The 26873-nt window shown below is 66.6% G+C and carries 28 protein-coding genes and 1 tRNA gene; 13 read left to right on the forward strand and 16 right to left on the reverse strand.

Going from position 1 to position 26873, the window contains the following annotated elements:
* Positions 1 to 125: 125 nt before the first annotated feature.
* The 7 genes from HZI36_RS22540 to HZI36_RS22565 form a co-directional block, all read right to left on the reverse strand.
* Positions 126 to 788 (reverse strand): histone H1-like DNA-binding protein, encoded by a 663-nt coding sequence (locus tag HZI36_RS22540; RefSeq protein ID WP_179404890.1) that lies wholly within the window; start codon positions 786 to 788, stop codon positions 126 to 128.
* 33 nt (positions 789 to 821) lie between these two features.
* Entirely contained in the window at positions 822 to 1142 is a 321-nt protein-coding gene (locus tag HZI36_RS27070; protein WP_246327182.1) for a hypothetical protein, read from the reverse strand.
* Positions 1143 to 1252: 110 nt separating this feature from the next.
* Positions 1253 to 2461 (reverse strand): ribonucleotide-diphosphate reductase subunit beta, encoded by a 1209-nt coding sequence (locus HZI36_RS22545; RefSeq protein ID WP_179404891.1) that lies wholly within the window; start codon positions 2459 to 2461, stop codon positions 1253 to 1255.
* A gap of 365 nt (positions 2462 to 2826) precedes the next feature.
* Positions 2827 to 5799, reverse strand: coding sequence for a ribonucleoside-diphosphate reductase subunit alpha (locus tag HZI36_RS22550; RefSeq protein ID WP_179404892.1), 2973 nt, complete (start codon positions 5797 to 5799; stop codon positions 2827 to 2829).
* 452 nt (positions 5800 to 6251) lie between these two features.
* Positions 6252 to 6839 carry a 1,6-anhydro-N-acetylmuramyl-L-alanine amidase AmpD gene (gene ampD, locus HZI36_RS22555; RefSeq protein ID WP_179404893.1) on the reverse strand — a complete coding sequence of 196 codons (588 nt, stop codon included), beginning with the start codon at positions 6837 to 6839 and terminating at the stop codon, positions 6252 to 6254.
* Complete coding sequence (locus HZI36_RS22560; RefSeq protein ID WP_179404894.1) at positions 6836 to 7144, reverse strand: PP0621 family protein; 309 nt, start codon at positions 7142 to 7144, stop codon at positions 6836 to 6838. Before HZI36_RS22560 ends, ampD begins: the two co-directional genes overlap by 4 nt.
* A gap of 13 nt (positions 7145 to 7157) precedes the next feature.
* Positions 7158 to 8081 (reverse strand): cytochrome C assembly family protein, encoded by a 924-nt coding sequence (locus tag HZI36_RS22565; protein WP_179404895.1) that lies wholly within the window; start codon positions 8079 to 8081, stop codon positions 7158 to 7160.
* Positions 8082 to 8168: 87 nt separating this feature from the next.
* Between HZI36_RS22565 and ffh the strand changes: the two genes are divergently transcribed.
* Both ffh and HZI36_RS22575 read left to right on the forward strand, forming a co-directional pair.
* Positions 8169 to 9536: a signal recognition particle protein gene (gene ffh / locus HZI36_RS22570; protein WP_179404896.1), complete on the forward strand. Its 1368-nt coding sequence runs from the start codon at positions 8169 to 8171 to the stop codon at positions 9534 to 9536.
* Between the two features lie 92 nt (positions 9537 to 9628).
* On the forward strand, positions 9629 to 10180 hold the full coding sequence (locus tag HZI36_RS22575) for a hypoxanthine-guanine phosphoribosyltransferase (RefSeq protein ID WP_179404897.1): 552 nt from the start codon (positions 9629 to 9631) through the stop codon (positions 10178 to 10180).
* Positions 10181 to 10311: 131 nt separating this feature from the next.
* Here the strand turns inward: HZI36_RS22575 and HZI36_RS22580 are convergent, their stop codons facing one another.
* Both HZI36_RS22580 and HZI36_RS22585 read right to left on the reverse strand, forming a co-directional pair.
* Positions 10312 to 10914: a MarC family protein gene (locus tag HZI36_RS22580; RefSeq protein ID WP_179404898.1), complete on the reverse strand. Its 603-nt coding sequence runs from the start codon at positions 10912 to 10914 to the stop codon at positions 10312 to 10314.
* A 13-nt stretch (positions 10915 to 10927) separates the two neighbouring features.
* Positions 10928 to 12664 carry a proline--tRNA ligase gene (locus HZI36_RS22585; RefSeq protein WP_179404899.1) on the reverse strand — a complete coding sequence of 579 codons (1737 nt, stop codon included), beginning with the start codon at positions 12662 to 12664 and terminating at the stop codon, positions 10928 to 10930.
* A 219-nt stretch (positions 12665 to 12883) separates the two neighbouring features.
* On the opposite strand from HZI36_RS22585, the gene HZI36_RS22590 reads away from it, so the two are divergent.
* Both HZI36_RS22590 and HZI36_RS22595 read left to right on the forward strand, forming a co-directional pair.
* Complete coding sequence (locus HZI36_RS22590; RefSeq protein ID WP_179404900.1) at positions 12884 to 13534, forward strand: RNA pyrophosphohydrolase; 651 nt, start codon at positions 12884 to 12886, stop codon at positions 13532 to 13534.
* A gap of 63 nt (positions 13535 to 13597) precedes the next feature.
* Positions 13598 to 14155: a CNP1-like family protein gene (locus HZI36_RS22595; RefSeq protein WP_179404901.1), complete on the forward strand. Its 558-nt coding sequence runs from the start codon at positions 13598 to 13600 to the stop codon at positions 14153 to 14155.
* Between the two features lie 98 nt (positions 14156 to 14253).
* On the opposite strand, the gene proB is transcribed toward HZI36_RS22595, so the two are convergent.
* The 5 genes from proB to HZI36_RS22620 all read right to left on the reverse strand — a co-directional run bounded on the left by proB (position 14254) and on the right by HZI36_RS22620 (position 17643).
* A complete protein-coding gene (proB, locus tag HZI36_RS22600; RefSeq protein WP_179404902.1) occupies positions 14254 to 15372 on the reverse strand; it encodes a glutamate 5-kinase in 1119 nt (372 codons plus the stop codon).
* Positions 15373 to 15489: 117 nt separating this feature from the next.
* Positions 15490 to 16593 carry a GTPase ObgE gene (obgE, locus tag HZI36_RS22605; RefSeq protein ID WP_179404903.1) on the reverse strand — a complete coding sequence of 368 codons (1104 nt, stop codon included), beginning with the start codon at positions 16591 to 16593 and terminating at the stop codon, positions 15490 to 15492.
* Between the two features lie 154 nt (positions 16594 to 16747).
* Positions 16748 to 17011: a 50S ribosomal protein L27 gene (rpmA, locus tag HZI36_RS22610; protein WP_059479568.1), complete on the reverse strand. Its 264-nt coding sequence runs from the start codon at positions 17009 to 17011 to the stop codon at positions 16748 to 16750.
* Positions 17012 to 17035: 24 nt separating this feature from the next.
* Positions 17036 to 17347: a 50S ribosomal protein L21 gene (gene rplU / locus HZI36_RS22615; RefSeq protein ID WP_004194344.1), complete on the reverse strand. Its 312-nt coding sequence runs from the start codon at positions 17345 to 17347 to the stop codon at positions 17036 to 17038.
* Between the two features lie 8 nt (positions 17348 to 17355).
* Entirely contained in the window at positions 17356 to 17643 is a 288-nt protein-coding gene (locus HZI36_RS22620; protein WP_218884227.1) for a hypothetical protein, read from the reverse strand.
* On the opposite strand from HZI36_RS22620, the gene HZI36_RS22625 reads away from it, so the two are divergent.
* From HZI36_RS22625 to HZI36_RS22665, 9 genes are all read left to right on the forward strand, one after another.
* On the forward strand, positions 17558 to 18550 hold the full coding sequence (locus tag HZI36_RS22625) for a polyprenyl synthetase family protein (protein ID WP_179404904.1): 993 nt from the start codon (positions 17558 to 17560) through the stop codon (positions 18548 to 18550). The genes HZI36_RS22620 and HZI36_RS22625 overlap by 86 nt on opposite strands.
* 170 nt (positions 18551 to 18720) lie before the next feature.
* Positions 18721 to 18797, forward strand: a tRNA-Pro gene (locus HZI36_RS22630).
* 147 nt (positions 18798 to 18944) lie between these two features.
* On the forward strand, positions 18945 to 20228 hold the full coding sequence (locus HZI36_RS22635) for a CNNM domain-containing protein (RefSeq protein WP_179404905.1): 1284 nt from the start codon (positions 18945 to 18947) through the stop codon (positions 20226 to 20228).
* Between the two features lie 82 nt (positions 20229 to 20310).
* On the forward strand, positions 20311 to 21555 hold the full coding sequence (locus HZI36_RS22640) for a GspE/PulE family protein (protein ID WP_179404906.1): 1245 nt from the start codon (positions 20311 to 20313) through the stop codon (positions 21553 to 21555).
* Complete coding sequence (locus HZI36_RS22645; RefSeq protein ID WP_179404907.1) at positions 21552 to 22763, forward strand: type II secretion system F family protein; 1212 nt, start codon at positions 21552 to 21554, stop codon at positions 22761 to 22763. Before HZI36_RS22640 ends, HZI36_RS22645 begins: the two co-directional genes overlap by 4 nt.
* Before the next feature lie 52 nt (positions 22764 to 22815).
* Positions 22816 to 23724, forward strand: coding sequence for a prepilin peptidase (locus tag HZI36_RS22650; protein WP_179404908.1), 909 nt, complete (start codon positions 22816 to 22818; stop codon positions 23722 to 23724).
* Positions 23725 to 23846: 122 nt separating this feature from the next.
* Positions 23847 to 24455, forward strand: coding sequence for a dephospho-CoA kinase (gene coaE / locus HZI36_RS22655; protein ID WP_179404909.1), 609 nt, complete (start codon positions 23847 to 23849; stop codon positions 24453 to 24455).
* Positions 24456 to 24572: 117 nt separating this feature from the next.
* On the forward strand, positions 24573 to 25328 hold the full coding sequence (gene zapD / locus HZI36_RS22660) for a cell division protein ZapD (protein ID WP_179404910.1): 756 nt from the start codon (positions 24573 to 24575) through the stop codon (positions 25326 to 25328).
* Positions 25329 to 25353: 25 nt separating this feature from the next.
* Positions 25354 to 25551, forward strand: a complete 198-nt coding sequence (locus HZI36_RS22665) for a DNA gyrase inhibitor YacG (protein ID WP_179404911.1) — start codon at positions 25354 to 25356, stop codon at positions 25549 to 25551.
* A 15-nt stretch (positions 25552 to 25566) separates the two neighbouring features.
* Here the strand turns inward: HZI36_RS22665 and HZI36_RS22670 are convergent, their stop codons facing one another.
* Both HZI36_RS22670 and HZI36_RS22675 read right to left on the reverse strand, forming a co-directional pair.
* Positions 25567 to 25992, reverse strand: coding sequence for an NUDIX domain-containing protein (locus HZI36_RS22670; protein WP_179404912.1), 426 nt, complete (start codon positions 25990 to 25992; stop codon positions 25567 to 25569).
* Positions 25989 to 26858, reverse strand: coding sequence for an ATP-binding protein (locus HZI36_RS22675; RefSeq protein WP_179404913.1), 870 nt, complete (start codon positions 26856 to 26858; stop codon positions 25989 to 25991). Before HZI36_RS22675 ends, HZI36_RS22670 begins: the two co-directional genes overlap by 4 nt.
* Positions 26859 to 26873: the final 15 nt, after the last annotated feature.

The raw sequence follows: 26873 nt of genomic DNA on the forward strand, positions 1-26873 counted from the left end.
TTGTTCATCGCGGCAGCGCGCGCATAAAAAAATCCCGTCACCAGCCAATGGCGACGGGATCGAGCGAGCGATGCAGCGAACCTCGGACACGCGCGTGCGTGTCCGGGTCGAGCGTCCGTCCTGGATTACGGACGGCTGCCGGTCGGGAACGGCCAGGCCGCTGCCGGGTTGAGCGCGGTCTTCACGCCCGATGCGGGCGCAACCGATGCGGTCGACGTCGATGCGGTGGTCGCGGGCGCAGCCTTCTTCGCGGCGGCCTTCTTCGGCGCAGCCGCCTTCTTCTCGGGCGCAGCCTTCTTCGCCGCCGCCTTCTTCGCGGGCGCGGCCTTCGTCGCAGCAGCCTTCGGCGCAGCCGCCTTCGTCGCGGCAGCCTTCGGCGCAGCCGCCTTCTTGGCAGCCGCCTTCTTCGCGGGCGCCGCCTTCTTCGCGGCGGCCTTCTTCGCCGGTGCCGCCTTCTTCGCGGCGACCTTCTTCGCAGCAGCCTTCTTCGCCGGTGCCGCCTTCTTCGCGGCGACCTTCTTCGCAGCGGCCTTCTTCGCCGGTGCAGCCTTCTTCGCGGCGACCTTCTTCACCGCGACTTTCTTCGCGGCAACCTTCTTCGCGGCGACCTTCTTGGCAGCAACCTTCTTCGCGGCAACCTTCTTGGCCGGTGCGGCCTTCTTCGCGGCGACCTTCTTCACCGCGACTTTCTTCGCGGCAACCTTCTTCGCAGCGACCTTCTTCGCCGGAGCAGCGGCTTTCTTCGCGGCGGCCTTCTTCGCAGCCGGTTTCTTCTTGGCAAGTGCCATGTCGTTCTCCTTCAGGTTCAGATGGGAGTCAGTTCAAACTACCCCTTCGTCAAAACCCGCTTCCCGCTGACGCCCGTCAGGACGCGCGCTTCGAAGCGGGCTATTCATCGGCGTACGCGGATACCGCGCGCTTACGCTAATGAATACGGTATGGCGCGCGTGGCCATCGGGCCTCGCACGCCAAATCAAGTCGGCAGCCGGCGCGCATCGCGCCGCCGCCACCCAACGCTTGACCAAGCGCACGCTCACATGAGCGCGCGCTTTTTCCGGAGGGAAGTTTGCCCATCCCACTGAAGGGTTCGCAAAGTGCCTGTCATAGTGTTGCGCCGCCACGGCGCCGGGCATGCTTTGCATCAGGCGTTCTTGCTCCTAAACCATGTGCCGGGGCCTCCCGGCCGCCGGCTTCTCCATCTTCTTCACGGGGCGCAGCCGCAGGCTACGCACCCCGGGCTACGCGCCCCCGGTCATTCCCAGGACAGCGCGCCACCCGTCTGATACTCGATCACTCGCGTCTCGAAGAAGTTGCGTTCCTTCTTCAGGTCGATCATCTCGCTCATCCACGGGAACGGGTTTTCCTCGTTCGGGAACAGCGGATCGAGGCCGATCTGCTGGCAACGGCGGTTGCAGATGAAGCGCAGATAGCTCTTGAACATCGACGCGTTCAAACCCAGCACACCGCGCGGCATCGTGTCCTCCGCGTAGCGGTATTCGAGATCGACAGCCTGCTTGAACAGCTCGCGAATCTCCGCGCGGAACTCGGCGGTCCACAGGTGCGGATTCTCGAGCTTGATCTGGTTGATCAGGTCGATGCCGAAGTTGCAGTGCATCGACTCGTCGCGCAGGATGTACTGATATTGCTCCGCAGCACCCGTCATCTTGTTCTGCCGGCCGAGCGCGAGAATCTGCGTGAAGCCGACGTAGAAGAACAGGCCTTCCATCACGCATGCGAACACGATCAGCGACTTCAGCAGCTTCTGGTCCGCTTCGAGCGTGCCGGTCTTGAACGCCGGATCGGTCAGCGTGTGGATGAACGGGATCAGGAATTCGTCCTTCGCGCGGATCGACGCCACCTCGTGGTACGCGTTGAAGATCTCGCCTTCGTCGAGGCCGAGCGATTCGACGATGTATTGATACGCGTGCGTGTGGATCGCCTCTTCGAACGCCTGGCGCAGCAGGAACTGCCGACACTCGGGCGCCGTGATGTGGCGGTACGTGCCGAGCACGATGTTGTTCGCGGCGAGCGAGTCGGCCGTCACGAAGAAGCCGAGGTTGCGCTTCACGATGCGCCGCTCGTCTTCGGTCAGCCCGTTCGGATCCTTCCACAGCGCGATGTCGCGGGACATGTTGATTTCCTGCGGCATCCAGTGGTTCGCGCAACCGGCCAGATACTTCTCCCACGCCCACTTGTACTTGAACGGCACGAGCTGATTGACGTCAGTCTGGCCGTTGATGATGCGTTTGTCGGCGACGTTGACCCGCGCTTCCGAAGCGGCGGGCGCGATCGATGCCTGCGGTGCCACCGCAAGATCGCCTTCGAAAATGTCGCGCGCCTGATGAGAGACAGGCGCTGCGGCCTGCATTCCGACAACCGTTCCTGCGGAGGGGCGCATCGCGTTCTGCTGCGCTCCGCTCGCGGGAGTTACGGCGGTCATCTCGTCATCCCAGTTGAGCATAAATTCTCACCATCAATTTAGATCGGTTTGTACCATCTTTTCATGAGCGATAAAAGGGTCCGCTCACGAAAATTCCTGTTTTCGATTCGCGCTGCGACCTCGATACAACACTTTGAGCAACGCATCGTCGTTCATGCCGTGCGCGACGTGTGTCGCGCGTGTATCGCGAGGTGCGCTCGACGCATCGAACGCCGATCGAAACGCGACGTCGTCGCGGATGTTTCGATCGCTTCGTCACTGCCTGCAACGCGCATGCGGCGTTACAGATTCCTTATCATTTTTTTAGTAGAGAGCGGCGCGCACTTCAACCTTTATCGGTCTTCATGCGCGCCGCGTTCGAGTCTCGCGAACTCAGACGCGCCCGCTTACTGGCACGCTTCGCACTCGTCGAAGCCCGGATCGCCCGGACGCATCGTGCACACCGGGCCGTCCGCCTCGATCGGCGCCGCGCTCATCGCGCCCGACGACGATGCTTCGCCGCCCGCCGCGCCGAAACCGCCCGCCGCGCCCTGCGCGCCGCCGCTGCCCGCGCCGCCCGTCGGCACCGCGTTCAGCGCACCGTGCGCAACCGTCGACTTCTCGACGTGCGTCGCCGCCATCGTGCGCAGGTAATACGTCGTCTTCAGGCCGCGCAGCCACGCGAGCTTGTACACCTCGTCGAGCTTCTTGCCCGACGCGCCGCCCATGTAGATGTTCAGCGACTGCGCCTGATCGATCCACTTCTGGCGGCGCGACGCAGCCTCGACGAGCCACGTCGGATCGACTTCGAACGCGGTCGCGTAGATCGCGCGCAGATCGGCCGGGATCCGGTCGATGCGCGACAGCATCCCGTCGAAGTACTTCAGGTCGGCGACCATCACTTCGTCCCACAGGCCGCGCTCCTTCAGGTCGCGCACCAGGAACTCGTTGACGACCGTGAACTCGCCCGACAGGTTCGACTTCACGTACAGGTTCTGGAACGTCGGCTCGATGCACGCGGACACGCCGATGATGTTCGAGATCGTCGCGGTCGGCGCGATCGCGACGCAGTTCGAGTTGCGCATCCCGTGCGTGCCGATCCGCGCGCGCAGCGACGTCCAGTCGAGCGACTCGCTCGAATCGACTTCGACATAGCCGCCGCGGGCGTCGGCGAGCAGCTTCAGCGTGTCCTGCGGAAGGATGCCGCGATCCCACAGCGAGCCGCGGTAGCTCGAGTAGCGGCCGCGCTCCTCGGCAAGCTCGGTCGACGCGTAGTACGCGTAGTAGCAGACCGCTTCCATCGAGCGATCGGCGAACTCGACCGCGCCTTCGGACGCGTACGGCGTGCGCAACAGGTGCAGGCAGTCCTGGAAGCCCATGATGCCCATGCCGACCGGGCGGTGCTTCAGGTTCGAGTTACGCGCCTTCGGCACCGCGTAGTAGTTGATGTCGATCACGTTGTCGAGCATCCGCATCGCGACGCTGATCGTGCGCTTCAGCTTGTCGTGGTCGAGCGCGTAGCTGCCGTCGGCCTGCTTCGCGAGGTGCGCGACGAGGTTCACCGAGCCGAGGTTGCAGACGGCGATCTCGGTGTCGCTCGTGTTCAGCGTGATTTCGGTGCACAGGTTCGACGAGTGGACGACGCCGACGTGCTGCTGCGGCGAGCGCACGTTGCACGGATCCTTGAACGTGATCCACGGGTGGCCGGTCTCGAACAGCATCCCGAGCATCTTGCGCCAGAGCTGCTGCGCCGGAATCTTCTTGAACAGCTTCAGCTCGCCGCGCGCGACCTTCTCCTCGTAGCCGACGTACGCGGCCTCGAACTCGGCGCCGAACTTGTCGTGCAGGTCCGGGCAGGTCGACGGCGAGAACAGCGTCCAGTCGGCGCCTTCCATCACGCGCTTCATGAACAGATCGGGAATCCAGTTCGCGGTGTTCATGTCGTGCGTGCGGCGGCGGTCGTCGCCGGTGTTCTTGCGCAGCTCGAGGAATTCCTCGATGTCGAGGTGCCACGACTCCAGGTACGCGCAGACCGCGCCCTTGCGCTTGCCGCCCTGGTTCACCGCGACCGCGGTGTCGTTGACGACCTTCAGGAACGGCACGACGCCCTGCGACTTGCCGTTCGTGCCCTTGATGTGCGAGCCGAGCGCACGCACGCGGGTCCAGTCGTTACCGAGGCCGCCCGCGAACTTCGACAGCAGCGCGTTTTCCTTCAGCGCTTCATAGATGCCGTCGAGATCGTCGGCGACCGTCGTCAGGTAGCACGACGACAGCTGCGAACGGCGGGTGCCGGAGTTGAACAGCGTCGGCGTCGAGCTCATGAAGTCGAAGCTCGACAGCACCTGGTAGAACTCGATCGCGCGCGCTTCGCGGTCGATCTCGTTCAGCGCGAGGCCCATCGCGACGCGCATGAAGAACGCCTGCGGCATCTCGATCCGGGCGCCGCCGATGTGCAGGAAGTAGCGGTCGTACAGCGTCTGCAGGCCGAGGTAGCCGAACTGCAGGTCGCGGCTCGCGTCGAGCGCGTCGCCGAGGCGCTTCAGGTCGAACTGCAGCAGCTTGTCGTCGAGCAACTCGGCTTCGACGCCGCGCTTCAGGAACTGCGGGAAGTATTCCGCGTAGCGCGCCGACATTTCCGTCTGCGTGACTTCCTCGCCGAGGATCTCGCGGCGGATCGTGTGCAGCAGGATGCGGGCGGTGACCTGGCTGTACGCCGGATCCTTCTCGATCATCGTGCGCGCGGCGAGGATCGACGAGTCGTACACCTGGCTCATCGGCACGCCGTCGTACAGGTTCTTCACCGTCTCGGCGACGATCGGCTCAGGGTTAACCGCAGCGCCGAGGCCGTCGCACGCGGACACGATCAGCCCGCGCAGCGCGTTCAGGTCGAGCGGACGGGTGACGCCGCCGTCGACGACGTTGATGCCGCCGGCCGTGCCGGCAGCCGCCGCTTCGCCCGTGGTCTGACGCTCGAGGTGACGCTTCTCGCGATAGAGCACGTACGCGCGCGCGACGTTGTGCTCGCCGCCGCGCATCAGCGCGAGTTCGACCTGATCCTGGATGTCTTCGATGTGGAACGTGCCGCCGTTCGGGCGGCTGCGCACGAGCGCGCGCACGACGCTCTGCGTGAGCTGCTCGACGAGTTCGCGCACGCGCGCCGACGCCGCGCCCTGCCCGCCGTTGACGGCCAGGAACGCCTTCGTCACTGCAATCGCGATCTTCGACGGCTCGAACGACACGACGCTGCCGTTGCGGCGGATCACCTTGTAGTCAGCGAACGTCGCCTGCGGCGCGAGCGCCTGCGAGCCTTGTGCGGCCCCGCCGAGAGGGCGGCCGGATGCGCTCTCGAATTGGGACGTCACGTTGTCGGTGGTTTGCATGTGCAAAGCTCCTGGGTGTGGATGGTGCGGAGAGAACCGCGGATTAAGACGAACGCCGCGCCGCGCGGGGCGCGAGCGGTAAGACGCGAGCTGCACGCCGGACAGGTCGGCTCGACCCTTGCGACACACCCGATTCGATATCGATCTTCGTCATGTGTACCGCGCCCCGGCAGATTGGCTGCGCTGATCGTGACGCCCCGGACCGCTCTGCCGGATGCGTCGCACTGGGAACCCCGTGTGCCCGGCGTCGCCCGCCGGACCTGGCGCCGCTCGGTTTTCCCGGCGGCACACTATATCTAGTGCAAAACTGCTGAATCGGCACCAAGTATAGTGGAGCGCCTCCACGTGTCCAACAAAAAAATTTGCCGTCACGCTCTTGACATCGCGCACGCTCAGACGCGACAAGGCATTGGTCGGATAAAAATTTTTTGCGGGCCGAATAGCCCTCTCGTTCAGTGCTGCCGGTACGGAAAGTATCCGGCGGAAAAACCAGCATCGCATGCAAGGCGTTGCCAATCGAAGTGCGGACCGGGGTCGGTCTTGCGGCCGGGCGCGATGTCCGAATGGCCGGCGAACGCGTCGACCGGATAGCGGTTCGCGAGCGCGCGCGAGAGCGCGGCGAGCGTCGCGTACTGCGCGGACTCGAACGGCACGTCGTCGGCGCCTTCGAGCTCGATGCCGATCGAGAAGTCGTTGCAGCGCGGCCGGCCGAAGAACTCGGACGCGCCCGCGTGCCACGCGCGCGCGTCGCACGACACGAACTGCACGAGCTCGCCGTCGCGGCGGATCAGGAAGTGCGCGGACACGCGCACGCCGCGCAGGTGCGCGTCGTAATAGGGATGCGCGTCGCAGTCGAGACGGTTCTGGAACAGCGCCTCGATCGCATCGCCACCGAACTCGCCGGGCGGCAGGCTGATGTTGTGCACGACGACGAGCGTCGGCACCGCGCCAGCGGGCCGCGCCTCGTAGTTCGGCGACAGCGCGCGGCGTGCGCCGCGCACCCAGCCGTCGGCGTCGAGCGTCAGCGTCGGGCCGCTCATCGCGGGTCGCGGTCGGCCGCGTGCGCGGCGTGCCGCGCCGCATGCTCGGCGCTGCAGAAGTATTCGCCGCCGACGATGACCGCGTCGCCCTTCGGCGCATGCACGCCGCACTCCGCGCAGCGCACCATCGGCTCGGGCAGCGACTGCATGCCGCCGCGCGCGGGGCCGCCGCGGCCGCCGCTGCCGGGTACGCCGCCCGTCGCGCCGTCGCGCGGCGCGCGCGGGCCGGACTGCATCTGGCGCAGCTTGCGCGCGATCCACGAGCTCGCGAAGAAGATCAGGATCAGGAGAAGAATCTGTCGCATCGGAATCGGACAATCAAACCACGGAACGGTGCAGCAGCACCTCGAAAACGAACCGGCTGCCGACGTAAGCGAGCAGCAGCGCGCCGAATGACGCGAGCACCCAGCGCGCGGCGCCGCGGCCGCGCCAGCCCGACGCCCTGCGCGCGATCAGCAGGCCGCCGAACATCAGCCACGACAGGATCGCGAACACGGTCTTGTGATCGAGCCGCAGCGCGCGCGCATCGATCTGCTCGCTGAACAGGATGCCCGACGCGAGCGTCAGCGTGAGCAGCACGAAGCCCGCGCCGATCAGCCGGAACAGCAGCTTCTCGAGCGTGAGCAGCGGCGGCAGCGTTTCGAGCCAGCGTGCGATCCAGCCGCTTGAGCCGCTTGAGCCGCTCGAGCCACCCCGGCCGCCGTTCCTCAGCGACTGCAACCGCCGCTCGACCATCAGCATCAGCACCGCATGCAGCGCCGCGATCGCGAAGAGCCCGTACGCGACGTTCGCGATCAGGAAGTGCAGCTTGAACAGCGGCGCGGCCGCGTACGGCAGCACGCGCACGCCGCCGAACACGAGCGGCATCAGTGACGCGACGCACGCGAGCGGCAGCACGAGCAGCCGCAGCCCGTCGAGCGGGAAGAAGAAGCTCTCGATCCAGTAGATGCCCGCACCGAGCCAGAACATCGCCGACAGCGCGAACGCGAAGCCGAACACCATCGCGTTCTGCGGGAAGATCGTCGTGTGGAGCAGCACGCCATGCGCGACGAGCGCGGCGCACAGCAGCGCGCGGCCCGCGCCGCCCGCGCCACTCATGCCCGACGCAGCGGACGCCGGCACGGGCACGGCCGGCACGCTCGCGACGAGCGGCGAACTCGCGTCCTGGCGATGAGCGCGCCAGCCGGCGACGGCGAGGCCGCCGTAAAGGAGCGCGGTGAGGGCATACAGTACAATATCCATGTTCGAAGTTTACACTAGGCCCCCTCCTCGCGACCGATGCCGTTTTTGCCCGGTCGCGCCTTCGGGCCCCACTGTCCATCGCTCCCCATGCTCGACAATCTCACTCAACGGATGGCGCGCGTCGTCAAGACGCTGCGCGGCGAGGCCCGCCTCACCGAGGCGAACACCCAGGAGATGCTTCGCGAGGTGCGTCTCGCGCTGCTCGAGGCCGACGTCGCGCTGCCCGTCGTCCGCGATTTCATCTCGAAGGTCAAGGAAAAGGCGCTCGGCGAGGACGTGGTCGGCAGCCTGTCGCCGGGGCAGGCACTCGTCGGCGTCGTCCAGAAGGAGCTGACCGCCGTGATCGGCGGCGACTACGAAGGCAAGGCCGCCGAGCTGAACCTCGCGGTCGCGCCGCCCGCGGTGATCCTGATGGCCGGCCTGCAGGGCGCCGGCAAGACGACGACCGTCGGCAAGCTCGCGAAGCTGTTGCGCGAGAAGTACAAGAAGAAGGTGCTGACGGTGTCGTGCGACGTGTATCGCCCGGCCGCGATCATGCAGTTGAAGACGGTCAGCGAGCAGGTCGGCGCGGACTTCTTCCCGTCGACGCCCGACCAGAAGCCGGTCGACATCGCGCTCGCCGCGGTCGACTGGGCGAAGCGCCACTATCACGACGTGCTGCTCGTCGACACGGCCGGCCGCCTCGGCATCGACGAGGCGATGATGAACGAGATCACCGCGCTGCACGGCGTGCTGAAGCCGGCCGAGACGCTGTTCGTCGTCGACGCGATGCTCGGCCAGGACGCGGTGAACACCGCGAAGGCGTTCAACGACGCGCTGCCGCTGACCGGCGTCGTGCTGACGAAGCTCGACGGCGACTCGCGCGGCGGCGCCGCGCTGTCGGTGCGGCACATCACCGGCAAGCCGATCAAGTTCGTCGGCGTCGCCGAAAAGCTCGACGGCCTCGAAGTGTTCCATCCGGACCGGATGGCGAACCGGATCCTCGGGATGGGCGACATCCTCGCGCTCGTCGAGGAGGCGCAGCGCGGCGTCGACGTGAAGGCCGCGCAGAAGCTCGCCGACAAGGTGAAGAAAGGCGGCGACTTCGATCTCAACGATTTCCGCGCGCAGATCTCGCAGATGAAGAACATGGGCGGGCTGTCGTCGCTGATGGACAAGCTGCCCGCGCAGTTCCAGCAGGCGGCCGCCGGCGCCGACATGGGCCAGGCCGAGAAGCAGATCCGACGGATGGAAGGGATCATCAGCTCGATGACGCCCGCCGAGCGCGCGAAGCCCGACATCATCAAGGCGACGCGCAAGCGCCGCATCGCGGCCGGCGCGGGCGTGCCGGTGCAGGAAGTCAACCGGATGCTGAACCAGTACGACCAGATGCGTACGATGATGAAGAAGCTGAAGGGCGGCAACATGCAGAAGATGATGCGCGGCCTGAAGGGCATGATGCCGGGCATGCGCTGATCCCGCGCCCGGCGCGCGGGTTTTTGCCGTAGCGCGCGCCGGCCTTCTGCTTCATCCTCTATTTGTATACAGACGACCGCTCGCCAGAACTCATGAACCGCGAAGAAGCCCTCCACATTTTCCAGCACTCGGAAGAGATCGTTTCGGCGGATGCCGTCACCTCGTCGATCGGCAGCATGGCCGAAGCGATCCGCGCCGAGATCGGCGACGCGTTCCCGCTCGTCCTGTCGGTGATGGGCGGCGCCGCGGTGTTCACCGGGATGCTGCTGCCGCACCTCGACTTCCCGCTCGAGTTCGACTACATCCACCTGACCCGCTACCGCAACTCGACGCAGGGCAGCCCGGAGATGCACTGGCGCGTCGCGCCGCGCGAGTCGGTGAAGGACCGGATCGTGCTCGTGCTCGACGACATCCTCGACGAAGGCGAGACGATGGCCGCGATCCGCGACCGGATCCTCGACATGGGCGCGAAGCGCTTCCTGTCGGCGGTGCTCTGCGAGAAGACGCTCGCGAAGGCGAAGCCGCTGCATCCGGACTTCTGCGGCTTCACCGTGCCGGACCGCTACGTGTTCGGCTGCGGGATGGACGCGAAGGGTTACTGGCGCAACCTGCCGACGATCCGCGCGCTGACCGCGCAGGTCTGACGCGCGTCGCGGGCGCGCCGCGCGCCTTCGCGTCCCCGCGTCCCCGCGTCCCCGCGTCCCCGCGTCGCACCCAAGAAAAAGCCCGCGTCACTTTCAGGCGCGGGCTTTTTTTCGTCTCGGAGAAAACCGCGCTAGAGCTGATGCACGAACGCGCGAATGCCGCCGAGCATCATTTCGACCGAGATCGCGACGAGCACGAGCCCCATCAGCCGCTCGAACGCCGCGACCGTCCGCTCGCCGAGCCACTGCTGGATCCGCTCCGCGAGCACGAGCGCGACCGCGCAGACGATCATCGTGACGGTCAGCGCACCCGCCCACTCGAGCATCCTGCCGGGCGCCTGCGACGTCAGCAGCATCACGGTCGCGAGCGCGGACGGCCCGGCGAGCGCCGGGATCGCGAGCGGCACGATGAACGGCTCGCCGCCCGCGCGCGGATCGTTGCCGAGCGCGCCGTCCGGATGCGGGAAGATCATCCGCAGCGCGATCAGGAACAGCACGATTCCGCCGCCGATCCGCAGCGACAGGTCGGTCAGGTTCATCATCCGCAGGAAGCGGTCGCCGACCGCCATGAAGAACAGCAGGATCACGAACGCGATCGCGACCTCGCGCAGAATCAGCCGCACGCGCCGCTCGCGCGGCACATCCCGCAGCGCCGAGATGAACAGCGGGATGTTGCCGAGCGGATCCGTGATCAGGATGAGCAGGATCGTTGCCGACAGAAACGTGTATTGCACGTTCGGACGCCGCTCAGTGCGCGAGCGCCGCGCGGATCTTCTCCGCGACCGTCGACGCGGCGGCCTCGGCCGGCAGCAGCGTCGCTTCGGTGTCGCGGCGGCCCTGGTACTCGATCTTGCCGTCCTTCAGCCCGCGCTCGCCGATCACGAGCCGGTGCGGCACGCCGATCAGCTCCCAGTCCGCGAACATCACGCCCGGGCGCTCGCCGCGATCGTCGAGGATCACGTCGATGCCGGCCGCGACGAGCTCGTCGTACAGCTTGTCGGCCGCCGCGCGCACCGCGTCGCTGCGGTCATAGCCCATCGGGCACAGCACGACCTGGAACGGCGCGATCGACTCCGGCCAGATGATCCCCTTGTCGTCGAAGTTCTGCTCGATCGCGGCGCCGAGAATGCGCGTGACGCCGACCCCGTAGCAGCCCATCAGCATCGGCTGCGGCTTGCCCGACTCGTCGAGGAACGTCGCGCCCATCGCTTCCGAGTACTTGGTGCCGAGCTGGAAGACGTGGCCGACTTCGATCCCGCGGCAGATGTCGATCACGCCGTTGCCGTCCGGCGACGGATCGCCCTTCTGCACGTTGCGCAGATCGGCGACTTCCGGCTCCGGCAGATCGCGGCCCCAGTTCACGCCGGCGATGTGGTAATCGACCTCGTTCGCGCCGACGACGAAATCGCTCATGTTCGCCACCGTGCGATCGGCGATCACCTTGACCGGCTTCTTCGTGCCGACCGGGCCGAGATACCCCGGCGGCGTGCCGAACCACTCGACGATTTCCTGCTCGGTCGCGAAGCGATGGTTCTTGAGGCCGGGCAGCTTCGACGCCTTGATCTCGTTCAGGTCGTGGTCGCCGCGCAGCATCAGCAGCCAGATCGTCGGCTCGGCGCCTTCGTTGTCGGTGGCGAGCACGATCGACTTGATCGTGCGCTGGAGCGGGATGTTCATCAGCTCGGCGACGGCCTCGCACTTCGCCTTGCCCGGCGTCGCGACCTTTTCCATCGGCTCGGCCGGCGCCGCGCGCTCGGCGACGAGCGGCAGCGCCTCGGCCGCCTCGACGTTCGCCGCGAACTCGGACGTCGGGCAGTAGGCGATCGCGTCCTCGCCGGTGTCGGCGATCACGTGGAACTCGTGCGAGAAGTTGCCGCCGATCGAACCGCTATCGGCCGCCACCGCGCGGAACTCGAGGCCGAGGCGCGTGAAGATGCGCACGTACGCGGCGTACATCTTGCGATACGACTCGTGCAGGCCTTCGGCGTCCTTGTCGAACGAGTACGCGTCCTTCATGATGAATTCGCGGCCGCGCATCACGCCGAAGCGCGGACGGATTTCGTCGCGGAACTTCGTCTGGATCTGGTAGAAATTCACCGGCATCTGCCGGTAGCTCTTGATCTGCGCGCGCGCGATGTCGGTGACGACTTCCTCGTGCGTCGGCCCGATCACGAAGTCGTTGTCCTTGCGATCCTTGAAGCGCAGCAGCTCGGGGCCGTACTGCTCCCAGCGGCCCGACTCCTGCCACAGCTCGGCCGGCTGCACGGCCGGCATCAGCAGCTCGATCGCGCCCGCCCGGTTCATTTCCTCGCGCACGATCGCTTCGACCTTGCGAATCGAGCGCAGGCCGATCGGCAGATAGTTGTAGATGCCGCCGGCGACGCGGCGGATCATGCCGGCGCGCACCATCAGCTTGTGGCTGACGATCTCGGCGTCGGCGGGTGCTTCTTTCAGAGTGCCGATAAAGAAACGGGAAGCTTTCATGCGGACGGTTCCAAAAACGGCCACCCAACGCGGGCGGCCCGAAAAAGGTTCAAGGTGATAAAGGCGGCGCGCCGCGAACGTCGATGGCGCTGATGACGTAGCAGACAATTCAGGGACAGTTCCGCTCGCGCGCGTGGCCGGGATTCGCTCCGTCACGGTGCGCGGCGCCCGTTATCTGTTTATAATCAAAGCAATTTTAAAGGATTCGAAGGTGGTTGTATGCTGGATCGTGAAGGCTTTCGCCCGAACGTCGGCATCATCCTCTTGAACGCGCGCAACGAGGTGTTTTGGGGCAAGCGGCTTCGCGAGCATTCTTGGCAGTTTCCTCAAGGGGGCATCAAATACGGTGAGACCCCCGTGCAGGCGATGTACCGGGAATTGCACGAAGAAACCGGCCTGCGGCCGGAACACGTCAAGGTGGTCGGTCGCACGCGCGACTGGTTGCGTTACGAGGTGCCAGACAAGTTCATCAAGCGAGAAGTACGCGGTCATTACCGCGGCCAGAAACAAATCTGGTTCCTGCTACGGATGGTCGGACGCGATTGCGACATTTGCCTGCGCGCGACCGATCACCCGGAGTTCGATGCATGGCGCTGGAACGAGTACTGGGTGCCGCTCGATGCGGTCATCGAGTTCAAGCGGGATGTTTATCAGTTGGCGCTGACGGAACTGTCGCGTTTTCTGCGCCGCCCGGCGCAGCGGCCCGACAAACCGCGCAGCCCGCGCACGATGCGCTATCCGCGCATTGCAGTGGGCATGCAGGTTCATCAGACGCTGACGATTGTCGACACATCGGTGGTGTGTTCCGAGGTCGAGACGGGAGCGAGTACGCTCGACGAAACGACGCCTCGTCTGGTCCTCGGCGATTGACGAGTTCTACTGCATGACGGGCGCGACCTCGGTGTCGCGCCCTTTTTTTACGAGGAATGCATATTGAAAGCGATTGCTCTCGCGATGACGTCGATGGCCGCGGCCGCCGTGCTGGCCGGCTGCGCGCATTCGAACACGCCATCCAACAAGGATGACAGCGCGTTCGTCTATCTGCTCGACCGCAAGCCGAACTGGAAAGAGAACGCGGTCGACACGCTCCCGCCGCTGCCGCAGTCCGACACGCTGGTGCCGTTCGACGTGTCGCAGAACACGCCGCTCAAGTTCTTCGTCGACGCGAAATCGCTGTCGGTCGGCACGGACGGCATCGTGCGCTACACGGTCGTCATCACGAGCCCGGCCGGCGCGCGCAACATGAACTACGAAGGTGTTCGCTGCGATACGTACGAATGGCGACAGTACGCGGGCCTCAACGCCGATCACGACGGTTGGGACCGCACCGTCGAAAGCGACTGGCGACGCATCGAGAACGGCGAGCTGAACGCGTATCACGCGGCGCTCTATCAGGACTACTTCTGCGAGAACAAGCTTCCGGTCGGCACCGCGAAGGCGATCGTCGACAACCTCATGCATCACCGCACCGCGCTGAACCAGATCCACTGATCTCGCGCCGCGCGCTTTCGAGCGGCGATGGAAAACGCCCGCGCGGAGTTGACTCCGCGCGGGCGTTTTTCATGAACGCACGTCGAACGACCCGCCGCTCAGACGAGCACCAGGTTGTCGCGATGAATCAGTTCCGGCTCGAGCATGTAGCCGAGCACGTTCTCGATCTCGCCGCTCGGCTTGCGCTGAATCAGCTTCGTTTCCGCGCTGCTGTAATTGGTGAGGCCGCGCGCCACTTCGCGTCCGTCCGGACCGACGCACGCGATCACCTCGCCGCGCGCGAACACGCCCTGCACGCCGACGACGCCGATCGGCAGCAGGCTCTTCCCGCCGCCCGTCAGCTTCTCGACCGCGCCCGCATCGATCACGACGTGGCCACGCACCTGCAGGTGATCGGCCATCCACTGCTTGCGCGCCGCCATCCGCGCGGTGCGCGCGATCAGTTGCGTGCCGATCGCCTCGCCACTCGAGAGCCGCACGAGCACGTCGGGCTCGCGGCCGCTCGCGATCACGGTGTTCGCGCCGCTGTGCGCCGCGCGCTTCGCCGCGAGAATCTTCGTCAGCATGCCGCCGCGGCCGAGGCTCGAGCCCGCGCCGCCCGCCATTGCCTCGAGCTCCGGCGCGCCCGCGTTCGCTTCCGCAACGAGCGTCGCGGACGGATCCTTGCGCGGATCGGCGGTGAAGAGGCCCATCTGGTCGGTGAGGATGATCAGCGCGTCGCCTTCGATCAGGTTCGCGACGAGCGCGCCGAGCGTGTCGTTGTCGCCGAACTTGATTTCGTCGGTGACGACCGTGTCGTTCTCGTTGATGATCGGCACGACGCCGAGCCGCAGCAGCGTGAGCAGCGTCGAGCGCGCGTTCAGGTAGCGCTCGCGGTCCGCGAGGTCCGCATGCGTGAGCAGGATCTGCGCGGTCTGGATGCCGTGCTCGGAGAAGCGGCTCTCGTATACCTGCGCGAGCCCCATCTGCCCGACCGCCGCGGCGGCCTGCAGCTCGTCGATCTCGCGCGGCCGCTTGCTCCAGCCGAGCCGCTGCATCCCTTCGGCGATCGCGCCCGAGCTCACGAGCACCACTTCCTTGCCCTGATCGCGCAGCGCGGCGATCTGGGTGACCCAGCGGCCAATTGCGGTGTGATCGAGGCCCTTGCCGTCGTTCGTCACGAGGCTGGATCCCACCTTCACCACCAATCGCTTCGAATCCGCGATGACCGAACGCATCGTGCGTCCTCTCCTGTATGTGATGCCTGGCCTGGCCGGGCCTAACCTGGCCTGATCTGGCCGGGCGCGATTGAATGCCGTGCCGCGCGGCGAAGCGCGCGGCGCAATCCGAACCCGTCAGGCGTCCGGCGCCGGCTGCTCGCCCGGCGGCGCATCGCGGAACCGCACGTCAGCGGCCAGATCTTCCGCCTCGGCCGCGCGATGGGCGTCCGAATGCGCGGCGAGATAGTCGTAGATCGCGTAGCAGAGCGCCTCGCAGCCCTGGCCGGTCAGCGCCGAGATCTCGAACACCGGCCCGCCCCACTCGAAGCGCGCGAGAAAATCGGCGACACGCGCTTCGCGCTCGTCGTCCGGCACCATGTCGAGCTTGTTCAGCACGAGCCAGCGCGGCTTCTCGAACAGCGCCTCGTCGTACTTGCGCAGCTCGCCGACGATCGCCTTCGCTTCCGCAACCGGATCGACGTTCTCGTCGAACGGCGCCAGATCGACGAGATGCAGCAGCAGGCCAGTGCGCTGCAGATGCCGAAGGAACTGATGACCGAGACCCGCGCCTTCGGCCGCGCCTTCGATCAACCCCGGAATGTCCGCGATCACGAAACTCTTGCTCGGCCCGACGCGCACGACGCCAAGGTTCGGCGCGAGCGTCGTGAACGGATAGTCGGCGATCTTCGGCCTCGCGTTCGACACCGACGAGATGAACGTCGACTTGCCCGCGTTCGGCATCCCGAGCAGACCGACGTCGGCGAGCACCTTCAGCTCGAGGCGCAGCATCCGGCGCTCGCCGGGCTTGCCTTCCGTCTTCTGGCGCGGCGCGCGGTTCGTGCTCGACTTGAAATGCAGGTTACCGAGGCCGCCCGTGCCGCCCGCCGCGAGCATCACCTTCTGGTCGTGCTCGGTCAGATCGGCGATCAGCTCGCCGGTATCCATGTCGTTGATGACCGTGCCGACCGGCATGCGCAGCGTGATGTCGTCGCCGCCCTTGCCGTAGCAGTCGGCGCCGCGGCCGTTCTCGCCGTTGCGCGCCAGGTGCTTCTTCGCGTAGCGGTAGTCGATCAGCGTGTTGATGTTGCGGTCGGCGACCGCATAGACGCTGCCGCCACGGCCGCCGTCGCCGCCGTCCGGCCCGCCGAACGGAACGAATTTCTCGCGGCGCATCGACGCGCTGCCATCGCCTCCGTCGCCGGCGATGACTTCGATTCGCGCTTCGTCAATGAACTTCATTCGTTACTCCGCCCAGTATTTCCCGCTATTGTGCCGCGCGCCATCGCGCTTGAACAATCGGCCGTTCGGCCAACGCCGCCCATGAGGCGACAAATAAAAAAGGCCCCGCGGCTGCCGCGGGGCCTTTCGGCTACGAAGCCCGTGGTGCCTGAACTCAGGCAGCCGCCGGAACGACGATGACCATATGCTTCTTGTCCGCGCCCTTCGTTGCGAACTTCACGTGGCCGTCGACCAGCGCGAACAGCGTGTGGTCCTTGCCCATGCCGACGTTGTCGCCAGCATGCATGCGGGTGCCGCGCTGACGCACGATGATGCCGCCGGCGTTGATCGCCTGGCCGCCGTACACCTTCACGCCGAGGCGTTTCGACTCGGAGTCGCGGCCGTTCCGGGACGATCCGCCTGCCTTTTTGTGTGCCATCTGATTGCTCCTTTACCGAGGCGCTTACGCGTTGATCGCGTCGATGCGCAGCTCAGTGTAGTTCTGGCGGTGGCCGCCGTGCTTTTGGTAGTGCTTCCGGCGACGCATCTTGAAGATGGTGACCTTGGCATGACGACCGTGGGAAACGACGGTTGCCTTGACGGAAGCCCCACTGACCAGCGGCGTACCGAACTGAATCGATTCGCCTTCGCCCACTGCGAGAACCTGGTCGAGCGTGATTTCAGCGTCAATGTCAGCCGGTATCTGTTCTACTTTCAGTTTTTCGCCAACGGCAACCTTGTACTGCTTGCCGCCGGTTTTTATGACCGCGTACATTGAAAACCTCACTCTGGATCTATTTCCCCGCGCACCACGCACGGAAAAGGCGTGATTATACAGAGAGTTAGCTCCGCAGTCAAAGCCGATTGACGATTGCCGCCCGCCGGGGTCGTCCGGATGGCCAAAAAACGCGCCCTCGGCGCGCGCGGCGGCCCGGTGCGCGGCGGATTCGCCTTATAATCCGCCGCATCACCCAATGTCATGATCATGTCGTCGACCGCCTCCCCCTCCCTCAGCGCCGCCCAGCTGCTTGCTCCGATCGCCAGCGATATGGAGCAGGTGAACCGCGTCATCCGGCAAAGCCTCGCGTCCGACGTGCTGCTGATCAACCAGATCGCCGAGTACATCATCGGCGCGGGCGGCAAGCGGCTGCGTCCGGCGTTGCTGTTGCTCGTCGCGGGCGCGCTCGGCGATCCGTCGAACCAGCGGCACGTGCTCGCGGCCGTCGTCGAGTTTATCCATACGGCGACGCTGCTGCACGACGACGTCGTCGATGAATCCGAGCTGCGCCGCGGCCGGCAAACCGCGAATGCGCTGTTCGGCAACGCGGCGAGCGTGCTGGTCGGCGACTACCTGTATTCGCGCTCGTTCGAGATGATGGTCGGTGTCGGCAAGATGCGCGTGATGGAGATTCTGTCCGAAGCGACGACGATCATCTCCGAAGGCGAAGTGCTGCAACTGCTGAACATGCACGACCCGGACGTCGACGAAGCGCGCTACATGCGCGTGATCCGCTACAAGACCGCGAAGCTGTTCGAGGCGTCCGCGCGCCTGGGTGCGGTGCTCGCGGGCGCCGACGCGCCGACCGAGGCCGCCGCGGCCGAGTATGGGCGGCGCATCGGCACCGCGTTCCAGATCATGGACGACTGGCTCGACTACGCGGGCACTGCGGAGGCGATGGGCAAGAACGCCGGCGACGACCTGCGCGAGGGCAAGCCGACGCTGCCGCTGATCCATCTGATCGAGAACGGCACGCCCGAGCAGGCCGCGCTCGCGCGCGAGGCGATCGAACAGGGCGGCACCGACCGCTTCGACACGATTTTCGACGCGATCACGCGCTCGGGCGCGCTCGACCACACGCTCGAATGCGCGCGCCAGGAAGCGATGGCCGCCGCAGCCGCGATCGCGTCGTTCCCCGACTCCGTGTTCAAGGAGAGTCTGATCGAGCTGTGCTCGTACTCGACGTCGCGGCAGTCGTGAGCGGCAACAGCGATGCCGCAGCAATTGCCGCGCAGCAATTGCCGAATACGCGCCGCGACAAATTTCTTCGTTCCGGGCTTCCAATTCGGAAAAATCGCTGTTATAGTTATGTTCTTGCTCGACGATGCAGGCAGTCTTGAAAGAGACTGAAGCATCGGAAGAGTCCAAATCGGGGTGTAGCTTAGCCTGGTAGAGCGCTACGTTCGGGACGTAGAGGCCGGAGGTTCGAATCCTCTCACCCCGACCAGATTTGAAAAAACCGTGCACTCCGTGCACGGTTTTTTTTCGCCCGCAGCCAACGTTGCCCGTTCGGCCGACGCATGCACGCGACGGTCCGGCCACCGCCCTCTGCTATAGTCCCCCCATCCCTGTCCCTCACAGCTCCTTCCGACGCGTGGACCACCTTCCGCTTTGGGCGCAGATCGCCGCCATCTTTCTGCTTCTCCTCTGCTCCAGCTTTTTTTCGATCTCTGAAACCGCGATGATGGCGCTCAACCGCCATCGGCTGAAACATCTCGTCGGCCAGGGCTCGCTCGGCGCGAAGACGACGCAGGGCCTCCTCGCACGCACCGATCAACTCCTCAGCGTGATCCTGATCGGCAACAACCTGTTCAACACGATCATCCCGGTGCTCACGACGTCGATCGCGCTGCGCACGTTCGGCCACGACAACTTCGTGCTGTCGATCGCGACCGGCATCGTCGCGTTCCTGATCATCGTGTTCGCCGAGATCACGCCGAAGATCGTCGGCGCGACGTTCCCCGAGCGGATCGCGCTGCCCGCGAGTCTGCTGATCGCACCGTTGATGCGCGCACTCAGGCCGGTCGTCTGGTTCGTGAACACGCTCGCGGGCGGCGTGCTCCGGATGCTGCGGATCAATACGAAGAACGGCCGCGACCAGCGGCTGACGGCCGAGGAACTGCGCACGATCGTCGTCGAGTCGGCCAGCTTCATGCCAACCAAGCACCGCAGCATCCTGCTGAACCTGTTCGACCTCGAGAACATCAGCGTTGACGATGTGATGGTGCCGCGCCGCCAGATCGAATCGCTGAATCTCGTTTCGCCGCTCGACGACATCCTGCATCAGCTCGAGACCTGCTATCACAACCGGCTCGTCGTCTACGAAGGCGACATCGACAACGTGCTCGGCATTTTGCACGTGCGCAAGACGCTGACCGGGCTGCACAACCAGGACTTCGATCGCGACACGCTGCGCACGCTGCTCGCCGAGCCGTATTACGTGCCGTCCGGCACGCCGGTGGTCCAGCAGCTCCAGTATTTCCAGGAGAGCCGGCAGCGCACCGCGCTCATCGTCAACGAGTACGGCGAACTCGAAGGCCTCGTGACGCCCGAGGACATCATCGAGGAACTGATCGGCGAATTCACGACGTCGATGCCGCGCAGCGAGCACACGGGCGGCTGGAACGCGGACGGCGAACGCATCGTCGCGGGCAGCATGCCGCTGCGCGAGCTGAATCGCTGGCTGCACCTGAAACTGCCGACCGACGGGCCAAAAACGCTCAATGGCCTGATCCTCGAAGAGCTCGAGGAAATTCCGGAAGGCGACGTCTGCGTGAAGATCGCGGGCGTGATGCTCGAAGTGATGCGCAGCGACGATCAGGCGGTGCGCACCGTGAAGGTCTTCAAGCCGCGCGCCGCGCGCGGCGGTTCGCGTTAGCCGAACGGCCGACTGCCGGCGCCGCCGCGTCCGGGCGATCATCGGGTCGTCACGTTCGAAGGCGGCCCGCGAGCCGGCACGCATGCTGTTCACTCCTCCCGCGGGCGCACCCGCGATTCCCGATCCGAAACGCCCGCTCGACGCGGCCGAACTCGACGACGCGCCGGCCGTGCGGCTGTTGACCGACACGCTGCGCGCGTCGCGTGCGCGCCAGGCATCCGATATCCACGTCGAGCCGTTCGAGGCCGGCTGGCGGATCCGGTTGCGCATCGACGGTGTGCTGCACGAATACGCGCGCCCGCCCGCGCATCTGCGCGACGCGCTGATCACGCGCACGAAAGTGCTCGCGCGCATGGACATCGCCGAACGGCGCGTGCCGCAGGACGGCCGGCTGCGGATCGCGCTCGGCGAGCACGAACGCGCGGACTACCGCGTGAGTTCGCTGCCGACACTGTTCGGCGAAAAGCTCGTGCTGCGCCGTCTCGAAACGCTGCCGCCCGACCTCACGCTCGCGAGCCTCGGGTTCGATGCCGAGCAGGCGCGCATCGTCGAATCGGCGACACGCGCGCCGCACGGCCTCGTGCTCGTCACGGGCCCGACAGGCAGCGGCAAGACGCTGTCGCTGTACTGCGTGCTGCAGATGCTCGATCGCGATGCGCACAACATCTGCACCGTCGAGGATCCGGCCGAGATTCAGCTCGAAGGGATCAACCAGGTCGGCGTCTCCGACAAGGCGGGGCTGACGTTCGCGACCGCGCTGCGTGCGCTGCTGAGGCAGGATCCCGACATCATCATGGTCGGCGAGATTCGCGATGCCGAGACGGCGGACGTCGCGATCAAGGCCGCGCAGACCGGCCATCTGGTGCTGTCGACGCTGCACACGAACGACGCGCCCGCCGCGATCGCGCGGCTGCTCGACATCGGCATCGCGCCGTACAACCTCGCGGCCGCGCTGCGGCTCGTCACCGCGCAGCGGCTCGTGCGGCGCCTCTGCACCGCGTGCAGGATGCCGTCGGATGCCCCCGCGCGCGTGCTGAGCGAAGCGGGATGCGATCCCGCCGCGCTCGCATCGGGCTGGCGGCCGTTCGTCGCGCGCGGCTGCGCCGTATGCCACGGGATCGGTTATCGCGGACGCATCGGCATCCACCAGACGATGCCGGTCTCGCCGAGCCTGCGGGAACGTGTCGTCGCACGCGCGAGCGTCGGCGAACTCACGCGGCAGGCCGAGCGTGAACGCGTCGGCAGCCTGCGCGATGCGGCGCTCGCGCGCGTGCGCGACGGCACGACGAGCGTCGCGGAAGCGCTGGCCGCGACGCCCGACGCATGACACCGCACACGCCACCGCGCGAAACCCGCTTTCGCTGGCGCGGCCGTCGGGCGGACGGCGCGCTGCGCCGCGGCGTCGCGATCGCGTTCGACACAGCGGGCGCGCGTGCCGCGCTCAAGCGCGCGGGCATCGCCGTGCTCGCGCTGGAGCCGCTCGGCCACGCGCGGCCGCCGGCCGCCCGAGCACGTGACGTCACCCGCTTCACGCGACAGCTCGCGAGCCTGCTGCAGGCCGGCCTGCCGCTCGCGGCGTCGCTCGACATGCTGGCGCAAGCGGACGAGCACGACGGCATGCGCCGCATCGCAGCCGGTCTCGCACGCGAGATCGTCGCGGGCCACAGCTTCGCAACCGCCGTCGCCCGCTATCCGGCGCAGTTCGGCTCGCTTTACGGCCAGCTCGTCGAGGTCGGCGAGATGTCCGGTGCGCTCTCGACGGTATTGACGCGCGTCGCGCAAACGCGCGAGCGCGCGGAGACGCTGCGTCGCAAGCTGCGCGCGGCGCTCGCGTACCCGGTGGCGGTCGTGCTGTTCGCGCTCGCGATCACGTTCGCATTGATGATCTGGGTCGTGCCGACGTTCCGGCAGATCTTCGACAGCTTCGGCGCGGCGCTGCCTGCGCCGACACGCGCGCTGCTCGCGCTGGCTTCGGCCGCATCGGCGTGGGGCGGCCCGGCGATCGCGTGCGCCGTCGGGGCGAGCGCGATCGCGCGTCACGCGATCCGCCGCTCGCCGACGTTGAGCTTCGCGCTCGCGCGGCACGGGCTGCGCGTGCCGCTCGCCGGTGCGGCACTGCGCCGGCTCTCGACCGCGCGCTGGTGCCGGGCGCTCGCGACGCTGCTCGCATCCGGCGTGCCGCTCGCCGACGCATTCTCGACACTCGAGCACACCGCCGGCCATCCGGTATTCGAACGGGCCACCGCACGCATCGCCGCTCGTGTGCTGCACGGCGAACGGCTCGCCGATGCGATGCGCGCCGCCGGCTGCTTCCCGGACGATGTCGTGCAGCCGGTCGCCGTCGCCGAGGAAACGGGCGCGCTCGACACGATGCTCGCCGACATCGCCGCGCTCTGCGAACGCCAGCTCGACGCGCAGCTCGACGTGCTCGCCGCGCTCGGCGAGCCGCTGATCGTGATCGTGCTCGGCGCACTCGTCGGCAGCCTCGTCGTCGCGATGTATCTGCCCATCCTCCAGCTCGGCAACGTGGTGTAGCATCGCAACCGAATCTGTCGCCTTTTAGCCCGCCCGTAGCCACTATGTCCCTATGATTCACGCTTTTCCGTATGCCGCCTCCGACTCGCCCGCAGCCGCGTTGCCCGTGCTGGCGATGCTGCCGCCGGCCGCGCAATATGTGTTCGCGATCGCGATCGGGCTCTGCATCGGCAGCTTCCTCAACGTCGTGATCCATCGTCTGCCGGTGATGATGCAGCGCGCGTGGGAAGCGGAGATCGCCGAGGCCGCCGGCACCGATGCAACGCCCGGCGACGGCTATCCGCCGCGCTACGATCTCTGGCGTCCGCGCAGCGCATGCCCGCATTGCGGCCACGTGCTGCGCGCGTGGGAAAACATTCCGCTCGTCAGCTACGCGCTGCTGCGCGGGCGCTGTGGCCAGTGCGGACATCCGATCGGCCTGCGCTATCCGTTCGTCGAGCTCGCAAGCGGGCTGCTCGCCGCCGCGTCGCTCGCGACGTTCGGGCCGACCGTCCCGGCGCTCGCCGCGTTCTGCCTGTGCGCGGTGCTGCTCGCGATGAGCGCGATCGACATCCGGACCGGCTATCTGCCCGATTCGATGACGCTGCCGCTTCTCTGGGCCGGACTCGCGTTCAATCTCGGCGGCACGTTCGCGTCGCTGCGCGCGGCCGTGATCGGCGCGATGGCCGGGTATCTGTTTCTATGGTCGATCTACTGGCTGTTCAGGTGGCTGCGCGGCATCGAAGGCATCGGCTTCGGCGATCTGAAGCTGCTCGCCGCGATCGGCGCGTGGCTCGGCTGGGCCGCGCTGCCGCAGGTCGTGCTGTTCGCGGCCGTCACCGGCGCGATCGTCGGGATCGTCGCAACCTGGCGCGGCCGCATGCGATTCGAGGAGCCGCTCCCGTTCGGCCCGTTTCTCGCGGCGGGCGCCGCCGCGACGCTGTTTTTCGGAACACCGTTCTATTCCGCGCTCGGAGGCTGAGATGAAACGACCCCCACGCTCACTACGTTCGCTGCCCCCCGAGGGGGCGCTCAGCCTCCTTGGGGCGGCCCGGCGGAGGCTGAGATGAATCGACTGAGTGAAGCGACCTGCCGGAGGCTCGCATGTTCGCAGTAGGACTCACCGGCGGGATCGGCAGCGGCAAGACGACCGTCGCCGATCTGTTCGCGGCGCGCGGCGCGTCGATCGTCGACACGGATCTGATCGCCCACCGAATTACCGCGCCGGGCGGGCTCGCGATGCCCGCGATCGCACAGGCGTTCGGCCCCGACTACGTCGCCGCCGACGGCTCGCTCGATCGCGCGAAGATGCGCGTGCTGGTCTTCAGCGACGACGACGCGAAGCGGCGCCTCGAAGCGATCACGCATCCGCTGATCCGTGCCGAAACGGAACGCGAGACCCGCGATGCTCGCGGCGCGTACGTGATGCACGTCGTGCCGCTCCTCGTCGAGTCAGGCAACTGGAAAGGACGCGTCAACCGCGTGCTCGTCGTCGATTGCGCGGTCGCCACGCAGATCGAACGCGTGATGCGCCGCAACGGCTTCGCGCGCGAGCAAGTCGAAGCGATCATCGCGCGGCAGGCGTCGCGCGACGCGCGTCTTGCCGCGGCGGACGACGTGATCGTCAACGATCACGTGCCGCGCGACGCGCTCGCCGCGCACGTCGATGCGCTGCACCAGCGCTATCTCGCATACGCGGCCGCAGCGAAATGAGCGCCGCCCGGTTGCTTGCGCCCAGGCGGGCCCCAAAAAATCGCGCGTTGCTCGGGTAGACCATGAGCATTAGAATGTCCTGCATTCTGTCATTCCCCACGCGAGAGGCGAGCGCGCTTGATTCTTTACGAGTACCCGTTCAATGAGCGAATTCGCACGCTGTTGCGTCTCGAAGACCTGTTCGAGCGCTTCACGTTCTTTTTGGCTCAAGAGGACGCACGGGAACATCACGTCGCGCTGACGACGCTGTTCGAAATCGCCGAGGTCACGGGTCGCGCGGATCTGAAATCGGATCTGATGAAGGAGCTCGAGCGTCAGCGCCAGACGCTCGCGCCGTTCCGCGGCAATCCTGGCATCGAGCAGAACGCGCTCGAAGCGGTGCTCGGCGAAATCGAGCAGACGCTCGCGAATCTCGCGCAGATGCAGGGCCGCACCGGCCAGCATCTGGTCGACAACGAATGGCTCGCGAGCATCCGCAGCCGCGCGGTCATTCCGGGCGGCACCTGCAAGTTCGATCTGCCGTCGTATTACGCATGGCAGCAGTGGCCCGCCGAGCAGCGGCGCCAGGACATCGCGAAATGGATCATGCCGCTGCTGCCGCTGCGCGACGCGGCCGCGATCGTGCTGCGGCTCGCGCGCGAATCGGGGCAGTCGTCGAAGGTGATGGCGATGCAGGGCAGCTATCAGCAAATGCTGTCCGGCCGCACGTACCAGCTGATGCAGGTGCGCGTCGCGCCGGAGCTGCGTGTGATCCCCGAAGCGAGCGCGAACAAGTACATGCTGTGGGTACGCTTCACGATGCAGGACGGCGACGTGCGGCCGCGCGCGGTCGATACCGACGTGCCGTTCCATCTCACGCTCTGCAATCTGTAACGGCCCCGAGCCGATTCGATCCCGTATGACTACCGTCGTGAAATGCCCATCCTGCGGCAAGGAAGTGCGCTGGGCCCCGGAAAATCGCTTCCGGCCCTTCTGCTCCGCGCGCTGCAAGCAACTCGATCTCGGCGCATGGGCCGCCGAAAAGTACCGGATCGGCAGCACCGGCGACGAGCCTTCGTCGGAAGAAAGCGATTCGAACGAACGCGGCGATCGCTGAACAAGCGCGCAGCGCCTAGCGCTGCGCTTCGTCCTTCGCGAGCAGTTCGAGCACCGGCAGCGCCGCCGGCAGCAGCGGCGCGACGTCGACCGGCAGATGCTGCCACACGAACGCCTGCCCTTCCTTACCGTGCAGCTCGCCGGTCCAGCCGGTCACCTTGCAGAAGTAAAGCCGCACGTACGCATGCGGATAATCGTGCTCGAGCGTGTGCCAGCGATGGCACGCGGTGACGGCGATCCCGAGCTCCTCGTGCAGCTCGCGCGCGAGCGCGTCCTCGACGCTCTCGCCCGCCTCGAGCTTGCCGCCCGGGAACTCCCAATAGCCTTCATACGGCTTGCCCGCCAGCCGCTGCGCGAGCAGATACCGTCCATCCGGCGACACCATCACGCCGACCGCGACCTCGGTCACCTTCCGGCCGTCGGGCGCGTGCGCCGCCGTCATGCCGGCTCCTTGCGGCCCGACCAGTCGCGCGCGAACTGCCACGCGACGCGCCCCGACCGCGATCCGCGCTCGAGCGCCCAGACGAGCGCATCGCCGCGCGCCTGCCCGATTTCCGCGTCGTCGCAACCGAAATGGCGCAGCCAGTGCGCGACGATCCCGAGATAGTCGTCCTGCTTGAACGGATAGAAGCTGACCCAGAGCCCGAAACGCTCGGACAGCGAGATCTTCTCCTCGACGACCTCGCCCGGATGGATCTCGCCGTCCGGCAGATGCTTGTACGTCTCGTTGTCGCTCATGTACTCGGGCAGCAGATGGCGGCGGTTCGACGTCGCGTAGATCAGCACGTTGTCCGACTGCGCGGCGATCGAGCCGTCGAGCGCGACCTTCAGCGCCTTGTAGCCCGACTCGCCTTCCTCGAACGACAGATCGTCGCAGAACACGATGAAGCGCTCGGGGCGCTGCGCGATCAGGTCGACGATGTCGCCGAGATCGTGCAGGTCGTCCTTGTCGACTTCGATCAGGCGCAGCCCGTCCTGCGCGTGCGCGTTCAGGCACGCCTTGATCAGCGAAGACTTGCCGGTGCCGCGCGCGCCCGTCAGCAGCACGTTGTTCGCGGGCTTCTTCTGCACGAACTGCCGCGTGTTCTGCTCGATCAGCGCCTTCTGGCGGTCGATGTTGTGCAGGTCGGCGAGCGAGATCGGCGACAGCGCCGGCACCGGCTGCAGATAGCCGCGCCCCTGGCGCTTGCGCCAGCGGAACGCGTGCGCGGCGCTCCAGTCGACCGCCGCCGCAGCCGGCGGCAGCATCGATTCGAGCCGTTCGAGCAGCGTTTCCGCGCGTGTCAGGAATTGTTCGAGCTTGTCCATGTTCGGTGCCGGCCC

Origin of the sequence: Burkholderia guangdongensis (genome assembly GCF_013403875.1) — a bacterium.
Classification (GTDB): Bacteria; Pseudomonadota; Gammaproteobacteria; order Burkholderiales; family Burkholderiaceae; genus Burkholderia; species Burkholderia guangdongensis.